Source organism: Hominenteromicrobium sp., from assembly GCF_046974225.1.
Classification (GTDB): domain Bacteria; phylum Bacillota; class Clostridia; order Oscillospirales; family Acutalibacteraceae; genus Hominenteromicrobium; species Hominenteromicrobium mulieris.
On the sequence record NZ_JBKWAE010000014.1, the window covers coordinates 62,357 to 70,136 of the forward strand.

12 protein-coding genes are annotated in these 7,780 nt (G+C 54.9%); all 12 read left to right on the top strand.

Translation table 11 applies throughout. The features are described from left to right. Positions 1–2 precede the first annotated feature (2 nt). Positions 3–701 (top strand): nucleoside triphosphate pyrophosphohydrolase, encoded by a 699-nt coding sequence (mazG, locus tag ACLTX1_RS10415; RefSeq protein WP_316519441.1) that lies wholly within the window; start codon positions 3–5, stop codon positions 699–701. Between the two features lie 74 nt (positions 702–775). Next, positions 776–1,051, top strand: coding sequence for an HU family DNA-binding protein (locus ACLTX1_RS10420; RefSeq protein ID WP_176820748.1), 276 nt, complete (start codon positions 776–778; stop codon positions 1,049–1,051). 97 nt (positions 1,052–1,148) lie between these two features. Then, entirely contained in the window at positions 1,149–1,397 is a 249-nt protein-coding gene (locus ACLTX1_RS10425) for an RNA-binding S4 domain-containing protein (protein WP_176820747.1), read from the top strand. Positions 1,398–1,526: 129 nt separating this feature from the next. Then, a complete protein-coding gene (locus ACLTX1_RS10430; protein WP_176820746.1) occupies positions 1,527–1,799 on the top strand; it encodes a YabP/YqfC family sporulation protein in 273 nt (90 codons plus the stop codon). Then, complete coding sequence (gene yabQ, locus ACLTX1_RS10435; RefSeq protein ID WP_412330901.1) at positions 1,796–2,230, top strand: spore cortex biosynthesis protein YabQ; 435 nt, start codon at positions 1,796–1,798, stop codon at positions 2,228–2,230. The genes ACLTX1_RS10430 and yabQ overlap by 4 nt, the downstream gene beginning before the upstream one ends. A 77-nt stretch (positions 2,231–2,307) precedes the next feature. After that, positions 2,308–2,613, top strand: coding sequence for an FtsB family cell division protein (locus tag ACLTX1_RS10440; protein WP_176820744.1), 306 nt, complete (start codon positions 2,308–2,310; stop codon positions 2,611–2,613). A gap of 33 nt (positions 2,614–2,646) precedes the next feature. Then, a complete protein-coding gene (locus ACLTX1_RS10445; protein ID WP_412330902.1) occupies positions 2,647–3,159 on the top strand; it encodes a S1 RNA-binding domain-containing protein in 513 nt (170 codons plus the stop codon). Positions 3,160–3,423: 264 nt separating this feature from the next. Then, the gene (gene hpf / locus ACLTX1_RS10450) at positions 3,424–3,951 is read left to right on the top strand and encodes a ribosome hibernation-promoting factor, HPF/YfiA family (protein WP_343284894.1); all 528 of its coding nucleotides are present in this window, start codon (positions 3,424–3,426) and stop codon (positions 3,949–3,951) included. Positions 3,952–4,172: 221 nt separating this feature from the next. Continuing rightward, the gene (locus tag ACLTX1_RS10455; protein WP_343284893.1) at positions 4,173–5,636 is read left to right on the top strand and encodes a hypothetical protein; all 1,464 of its coding nucleotides are present in this window, start codon (positions 4,173–4,175) and stop codon (positions 5,634–5,636) included. After that, a complete protein-coding gene (locus ACLTX1_RS10460; protein WP_308448970.1) occupies positions 5,633–6,358 on the top strand; it encodes a tyrosine-protein phosphatase in 726 nt (241 codons plus the stop codon). Before ACLTX1_RS10455 ends, ACLTX1_RS10460 begins: the two co-directional genes overlap by 4 nt. Continuing rightward, the gene (locus tag ACLTX1_RS10465) at positions 6,355–7,173 is read left to right on the top strand and encodes a bacterial Ig-like domain-containing protein (RefSeq protein ID WP_308448969.1); all 819 of its coding nucleotides are present in this window, start codon (positions 6,355–6,357) and stop codon (positions 7,171–7,173) included. The genes ACLTX1_RS10460 and ACLTX1_RS10465 overlap by 4 nt, the downstream gene beginning before the upstream one ends. Continuing rightward, positions 7,170–7,780: Wzz/FepE/Etk N-terminal domain-containing protein (locus tag ACLTX1_RS10470; protein WP_412330903.1), on the top strand; the 611-nt coding region annotated here is incomplete at its 3' end. The genes ACLTX1_RS10465 and ACLTX1_RS10470, both read left to right, overlap by 4 nt.

Consider the following 7,780-nt stretch of genomic DNA (forward strand, 5'->3'; position numbering starts at 1 on the left):
ATATGAAAGCTGCGTTGAAATATGTAGGAAAATCCCGTTATACACTGGAAGATCTCAAGGAAATCATCACGATTCTGCGTGCGCCGGACGGCTGCCCGTGGGACCGCGAGCAGGATCACAAGAGCATCCGCCGCGATTTTCTTGAGGAGTGCTACGAAGCGATAGAAGCCATCGATACGGAAGACCCCGTGCTGCTGCGCGAGGAGCTTGGTGATGTGCTTTTTCAGGTGGCGTTCCACAGTGAGCTCGAGCGTGAAGCCGGTCGGTTCGACCTTGACGATGTGATCAGCGACGTTGCTGCCAAAATGGTGCAGCGTCACCCGCATGTGTTTGCCGATGTGACGGCGGACACGACCGAGCAGGTGCTGACAAACTGGGATCAGATTAAGCGCGAGACGAAAAAACAGAAGTCCGACCGCGAGGTGCTTGAAAGCGTAACGCCCGCCATGCCCGCTTTGATGCGTACCCAGAAGGTACTGAAAAAGGCGGCGAAAATGGGCGCGGATAACGGCACGACCGATGACCTGCGCGAAAGCGTTTGCAAAGCTGTAAGCGGTGCAACCGAAGAAAACGGCGCGGAATCGATTGGCAAAGCGCTTTTCAATTTAACGGAGCTCGCACGCCGTCTCGGCGTAGATGCAGAGCAGGCGCTGTCTGAAGCCTGCCGTGCCTATATTGAGCAGTTCGGCGCAGAAGAATAAAGCAATTCACGCTCCGGCGATGGTTCGCGCCGTGGGTGATGAAGATAAATCTAAAAATTTGGAGGTTATTCATAATGAATAAAACAGAACTCATTGCTGCTGTTGCAGAAAAGGCTACCATTTCCAAGAAAGACGCGGAAAACGCTGTTTCCGCTGTTATCGCTTCCATCACAGAGTCCCTCGCAGGCGGCGAGAAGGTTCAGATCGCAGGTTTCGGCACCTTTGAAGTTCGCGAGAGAGGCGAGCGCGTTGGCCGTGACCCGAGAACGAGCGCTGAGATCGTGATCCCGGCTTCCAAGGCTCCGGCATTCAAGGCCGGCAAGGCCCTGAAGGAATCTGTCAATAAGTAATTTTGGCAAATAATTTGTGATGGAACGGATCCCGAAGTGGGTCCGTTCTTCTGTTATAGGCAGCTGCCTCCATGTATTAAAGAAAAGGAGTTTGAACATGAGACTGGATAAATACTTGAAGGTTTCCCGCATTATCAAGCGCCGTACCGTGGCAAACGAAGCCTGCGACGCCGGTCGAGTCGTCGTCAACGGCAAGATTGCCCGCGCTTCCTACGATGTGAAGGTGAACGATGTCATCGAGCTCACGCTCGGCGCGCGCACCGTGAAGGCCCGCGTCGTTTCCGTGAATGAATATGCAAAAAAAGACGAAGCGGCTATGATGTACGAAATCATCGAAGAAAAGTAAGTTTTTTTGACTGTGCTTTTAACGTGCTGAGCTGCTCTTATGCATAAATATTCGCTGCTTGTTCGGTCTTTTTCCGAAAATCGCTGCATATAAATAGGCGATACAGCATAAAAGAGGATCGGTGATACAGTGGCACAGACGGCAAGCGCAAAAGCACATTCTTTGCACATTGAAAACCGCTCGCGTCTTACGGCAAGCGGCGTTACGCGCGTGGATTTTTTCAGCGAGACGCTCATCACGGTGCAGACGGCAGATGGAAGGTTGCACATTAAGGGCGAAGGGCTGTACATTGAAAACATGAGCGCCGAAACGGGCGAGTTGCTCGTAAAGGGTCGCGTGCTGGCGCTTTCGTACACAGACGGCGTGCGCCCGACGGGCGTTTTGAAAAGGCTTTTAAAATGAGCGGCATTCCGGCAGAAACGCTGTTGCTGTGCCTTGTGTGCGGCGTTCTTCTGGGGTTTGTGTTTGCCGTGCTGGAGTTTTTGCGCCTGCTGTTCTCTCTCGGCAAAATCGCGGCAGCGGTTACGGATGTGCTGTTTTGTCTTTTTGCCGCCGTCGTCACGTTTTTGCTGTCCCTTGCGGTCAGCGCCGGGCACGCGCGCTTTTTTCAGATCGCCTGCGAAGTCATCGGCTTTTTATGCGTGCAGGTCACGGTGACGCACGGCGTTTGCCGCTTTTTGCCGTATGCAGAGCGCCGCTTGCACGGCTTTAGAAACCGAATTTTTGCAAAATGCGCGCAAGGGCGGCGGAAAAAGGTGGAAGCATTGCTAAAAAGCGGGAAAAAACACAAATCATTTCTGAACAAATCGAAAAAAAGCAAAAAAAGGACTTGAATAATGACGGCGCATCATTATATAATGGAACAAGAAAAGCAGCCGAACGCTCGGCATAAGGAAAGGGGAGGAATCCCATGGAAGAAGTCAAGATTAAACGCTATAAGGGCAGCCTCCTTTTAAAGGTCGCCGTGTTCTGTTTTGCGTGCTTCATGGTCACTATGCTCGTCGGGCAGCAGATCTCCATCAGCCAGAAAAAGGACGAACTGCAGCAGTTGAAAAACGAGCTTAAGGAACAGCAGGTCGTCAACGACGAGCTGCGCTATGACCTGAATGAAGAGAACGCAGACAACACAGACTATGCGGAGAAGGTGGCACGCCGCGAACTGGACTATGTAAAGCCCGGCGAGCGTGTGTTCTACAATGTAGGCGGCAACAACTAACAAATTTGAAATCCCGGAGGAAAATTAGAGGGTATGCAGGAAACAAAGCTTGAGGTCGGAGCAATTTTTGAGGGCAAGGTAACGGGCATCACAAAGTTCGGCGCATTCGTCGATCTCGGTAACGGCAAGACCGGTATGGTGCACATTTCAGAGGTTGCCCCGGTCTTCGTAAAGGAGATTCGCGATTTCGTCACGGAAGGCCAGACCGTGAAGGTCAAGATCATCGGCATCAATGAAGACGGCAAGATCAGCCTTTCCATGAAAAAGGCAGACGAAAACGCGCAGCAGCAGCGCCCCCCGCGCCGCCGCGATGAGAACGGCAGACCCCTGCGCCAGAACAACTATCACCGCCGCGAAGCTTCTGCCCCGGTGCAGAGCCCCGCAAGACCGGGCGATTATGAGTGGCGCGCGCGCGAAAACTCCGGCTCTTTTGAAGATATGATGTCCCGCTTTAAGCAGATGAGCGATGAGAAGATTTCGGACCTCAAGCGTGCGGAAAATAAGCGCGGCGGCGGTTATTCCCGCAAGGGCCCGCGCAACAACTAAAGTAAAGCAGAAACGGCGCTGTTCTTCGGAACGGCGCTTTTTGTTTTATGAGAAATTTAAATCGCAAACAAATTGTTTATAAATCTTGAAAATTTTATTTTTCTATTGCAATTTTTGTTCAAATGATTTATACTGTAGGTACAGAGAACGGCAGAAGCCGTAAGCTGAATAATGAAAGCCGAGTCTTTCAGAAAGGATGTGTTTTTTCCGTAGATGAAAAAAGCACATCCCTTTGTGCTTTTTGCGGAAAAAACCGGTAGACGTATGAACATCAAGATCGTTGGCAGAAAAGTGAACCTGAGAGAGAATTTTAAGGAACTGGTGCAGCGCAAGCTCTCTAAGTTTGACCGCATCTTTGATGAAGACGCGGATGCTACCGTAACCGTAACGCTGGAAAAGAATCGCCAGACCGTGGAGATTATGATTAAGCAGCGCGGCATGCTGTACCGTGCAGAAGCCACTGCGTCGGAAATGAACGAAGCGTTGGATGATGTTGTGGCGGCACTGGGCAACCAGATCCGTAGAAATAAAAAACGCCTTGAGCGCGCACAGAAGATGCAGCCCGTGGAGCTGCCGGATACGTACTACGATATGCCGGATGAGGAAGACGAACCGGAAATCGCAAAGCGTAAGACGTTCTATGTGAAGGTCATGACGGTGGAAGAAGCCATTTTGCAGATGGAAATGCTGGGCCACACGTTCTTCATGTACCGTGACGGCGACACCGGCGAGATTGATGTGGTGTATAAGCGCCGCGACGGCAAGTACGGCGTGCTGGAGCCGGAAGGCTGATTGAAACTAAAATAGAAATTTAATTTGTCGATTATTGGCGGCGCCTCACTTGAGGCGTCGCTTTTTTTCATTTTTTAACGGAATTTGCGATATTTGTATATATACAATATCCCGAAAATGCTTGAGAAATCGGGTACAAAATGCTATAATGCCCGTGAAATTTGCAGACAGGCATTTAAAACGTTACGGTATATGAAAAATAAAGTGTTTCGGAGGTCTATATGGAGGAGACGCAAAAGGAAAAGCAAGCGGTGCCGGAGCCCATCGACATCATCACGCTTTTGCACGATGTGCTGCGCGGTGTGAAAAAGCTGTGGTGGGCGTGCCTTTTGCTCACGGTGCTGTGCGCCGCGGGCTCGTGGTACACGGCAAAGCGCGCGTATCGCCCGCTGTACCGCGCGGCGGCTTCGTTCACGGTCGCCACCGGCAGCGGGGAAAGCGGCGGGTTCAGCTACGGGTTTTATTACAATACCGCCACGGCTTCGCAACTCGCGCGCACGTTTCCGTACATACTCGAAAGCGAGCTCTTAACGGATGGCATCAAGCAGGCGCTCGGCACGGATTCTATTACAGCTTCGCTTTCGGCGAGCGCAGTGGAGGATTCCAACCTGTTCACGCTGACCGCGACGGGCGCGAATGCCGAAAGCACGTTGAATGTCCTGAACGCCGCTATTGATTGTTACCCGGAGGCCGCACGCTACGTGCTGGGCGACATTAAGCTCCATATGCTGAGCGCCCCAAGCCTGCCGACCGCGCCGTATAATATATTCGACGGCAAACGTGCGGCGTTGACGGGCGCGGCGTACGGCCTGCTTTTTGGCGCAGGACTGATCCTGCTGTACGGCTGCACACGGCGCACCGTGCGGCGCGAGGAGGAGATTGCATCTAAGCTGCATCTTTTGTGTCTCGGCACGCTGCCGAAGGTCGTTTTTAAAAAGCGAAGCAAGAGTAGGCGCGAAACGATCACCCTTACGAACCCGCATGTGCCGGAGCATTACCGCGAGGCTGCGCGCGGGCTTGCCATGCGCCTTGAACGTCGCATGGCGGCATCGGGCGACAAGGTGCTGCTGTTTTGCGGTACGTTGCCCGGGGAAGGCGTGCGCACCACGGCGATGACTGCCGCGCATGTGCTGGGCGAAATGGGCAAAAGCGTGGTACTGATCGATTTAGATTTAAAGCGCGGCATGGATAAACTTTTGCCGGGGCTGGAAGCGTGTCTTTTTGGGCACTGCCCGGCACAGGAGGTGCTGCATCGGCGCGGTGCAGAGCCGTATCGCTACGCCGCGTGCAGCCGCGGGCTTTCACCGCGCGAGGTGCTCGCTGTTGGCGAAAATCTGCGCGGCGCGATTGCTTCTCTGCGCGAAGACGCGGACTGCGTTTTGCTCATTGCCCCGGAAAGCGCGCGCTTTGCGGAAATTCTGCCCGCGGCGGAAAGCTGCGATGCGGCGGTGTACGTCATCGAGCAGGATCGCGCATCGCGGACGAAGATCAAAGCGGGCATCGAAAAGCTCCTAAGCTGCGATGTGACCGTTGCGGGCTGCGTGCTGAACGGCGTACAGGCGGGGCTTTCCGGCTACGGTTACGGCAAGTACGGTTATGGCTACGGATACGGAAAATACGGTCGCTACGGGCATTACGGCTACGGCCATTACAGCGCGCACCGCACACGGGAGGAGACGGTATGAGCTATATCGACCTGCACGCGCATGTGCTGCCCGGCGTGGATGACGGCGCGGAAACGCTTGAAGCGTCTCTTATGATGCTGCGTATGGCATCAGAGCATGGCACGAAAGCTTTAGCCGTCACGCCGCACGGGGCGTGGGTGACGAAGACGCGGTATTTGGGAAAATTTGAGCGTCTAAAAGCGGCGGCTGCGCGGGAAAGTCTGCCCGTAAAGCTCTTTTTCGGCATGGAAATGATGGCGGACGGCACGCTGTTTGACCGCCTGCAAAGCGGCGATGTGCAGCCGCTCGGCGAAAGTCGGTTCCTTTTGGTGGAGTTTGACCCGCTCGACTCGTCGGAATGGTGCGCGGCGGCGACTGAGCATATACGAAAATACGGGTATGTGCCGCTCATCGCACACCCGGAGCGGTACGTCATTTTGCAAAACGAACCTTGGCGCGCGGAGCTGTGGACAGAGCGGGGGGCCGTGCTGCAGGTGACGCGCAGCGGTATTTTCGGCGCTTTCGGGCGCAGGGCGGCAGAGACCGCGCGGGTGCTGCTGGAGCGCGATCTGGCTTTTTGCGTGGCGAGCGACGGGCACGGGACCGTGTACCGCAGACCGATTTTGGAGGACGTGAACGCGTGGCTTGCGGAGCACTTCGGTGCTGCGTATGCCGAGCGGATGCTGCATGAAAACCCACGCAGAATTCTGAGCGGCGAAGCCGGAAAGGAGAGAATCGCATGAGGGTATTTCAAATGGTAATGGCAGTGCTGTTCTGCGCCGCACTGACGTTTTACCTGTGGGTTGCCGTGCCGCGCGTACAGGCGCAGGATACATCCATGCCCGTTTTGACGGACGAAACGGACGGCGAACTTGCGCTCAGCGTTACCGCGCCGGAAAGCGCGTATTGCGCGGGGCTGCATGCCGAAGACGCGCATGACGGAGACCTGACGGATGAGATCTGCATTGCGGGTATGTCCGCGTTGTTGGACGGCGACCGTCGGCGCATAAAATACGTGGTGTTCGATGCGGACTGCCACGCGGCGACGCTCACGCGCACGGTGCGGTATACGGATTACAACCCGCCGCGCTTTGCGCTGAATGTACCATCGACCTACCGCACGGGCGAGATGCCCGCACTTTTGGCGCAGATCACAGCGGAGGACGTAATGGACGGCGACGTTTCCGACCGTATTCGATTGTTCACCGAAGATATTACTTTTGTGGAAAACGACATGTACACGCTGCCGGTATCCGTGACGAATTCCTACGGCGGACAGAGCGAGATGCAGCTTTATATGCAGCTGAGCGACAGCAGTCTTGAAATTCGCCTGAAGCAGGGAATCGTGTATGTGAAGGCAGGCGAAAAGTTTGAGCCGAAGGACTATTTGGAGGGCGTGTTTGACCATGCAGGCACGGTGGTAAAGGTGAAAAAGCAGACAGTGACGCAAATAGATACCGCAAAGCCCGGCTGTTACCCGGTGCAGTATGCGGCAGAGACGGAAACAGAGACCGTGCGCGCCTGCCTGACGGTGATCGTGGAGGAGGGGAAAACGTGAAGGACGAACGCTTTTTTTGGGGTGACCTGCACCCCGTGTGCGTGCTGCGCGGGCTGCTCTATAACCTGTGGGTGCTGATTTTGGCGGTGCTCACGGCATGGCTGTGCGTGGAGGGATATCATCTTTTTACGTATCACCCTGTGTATACCGCTTCGGCAACCGTGGCGGTAAATGTAAAGGGCGGCACGAGCGCGTATACCTCTTTAGATCTCACGGCCCGCATGGCGCAGGTGTTTGCGAGTGTGTTTCAAAGCGATACGTTCCGCGAGGCTGCGCAGTGCGACGTTGTGGCTTCCGTTTTGCCGGAGACGAACCTCATCAATGTGCAGGTGACGGCGGAGAACCCGCGCGAATCGTTTTTATCGCTGAAAAATGTGCTGGAAAACCACGCAGACCTGACGGACAAGCTGTTCTCAAACGCCGAGCTGCGCGTCATCCGCGACCCCCAGGTGCCGCTTGCCCCTTCAAACCCGGTGGACTTAAAGCCGTACCGCATGCGGGCCTGTGTGGGTGCGATGCTGGCTGCATCGCTGATTGTATCGGTTTTGTTTCTGCGGCGCGATACGGTGCAAACTCCGCAGGCCGCGCGGCATAAGCTGGATGGGCG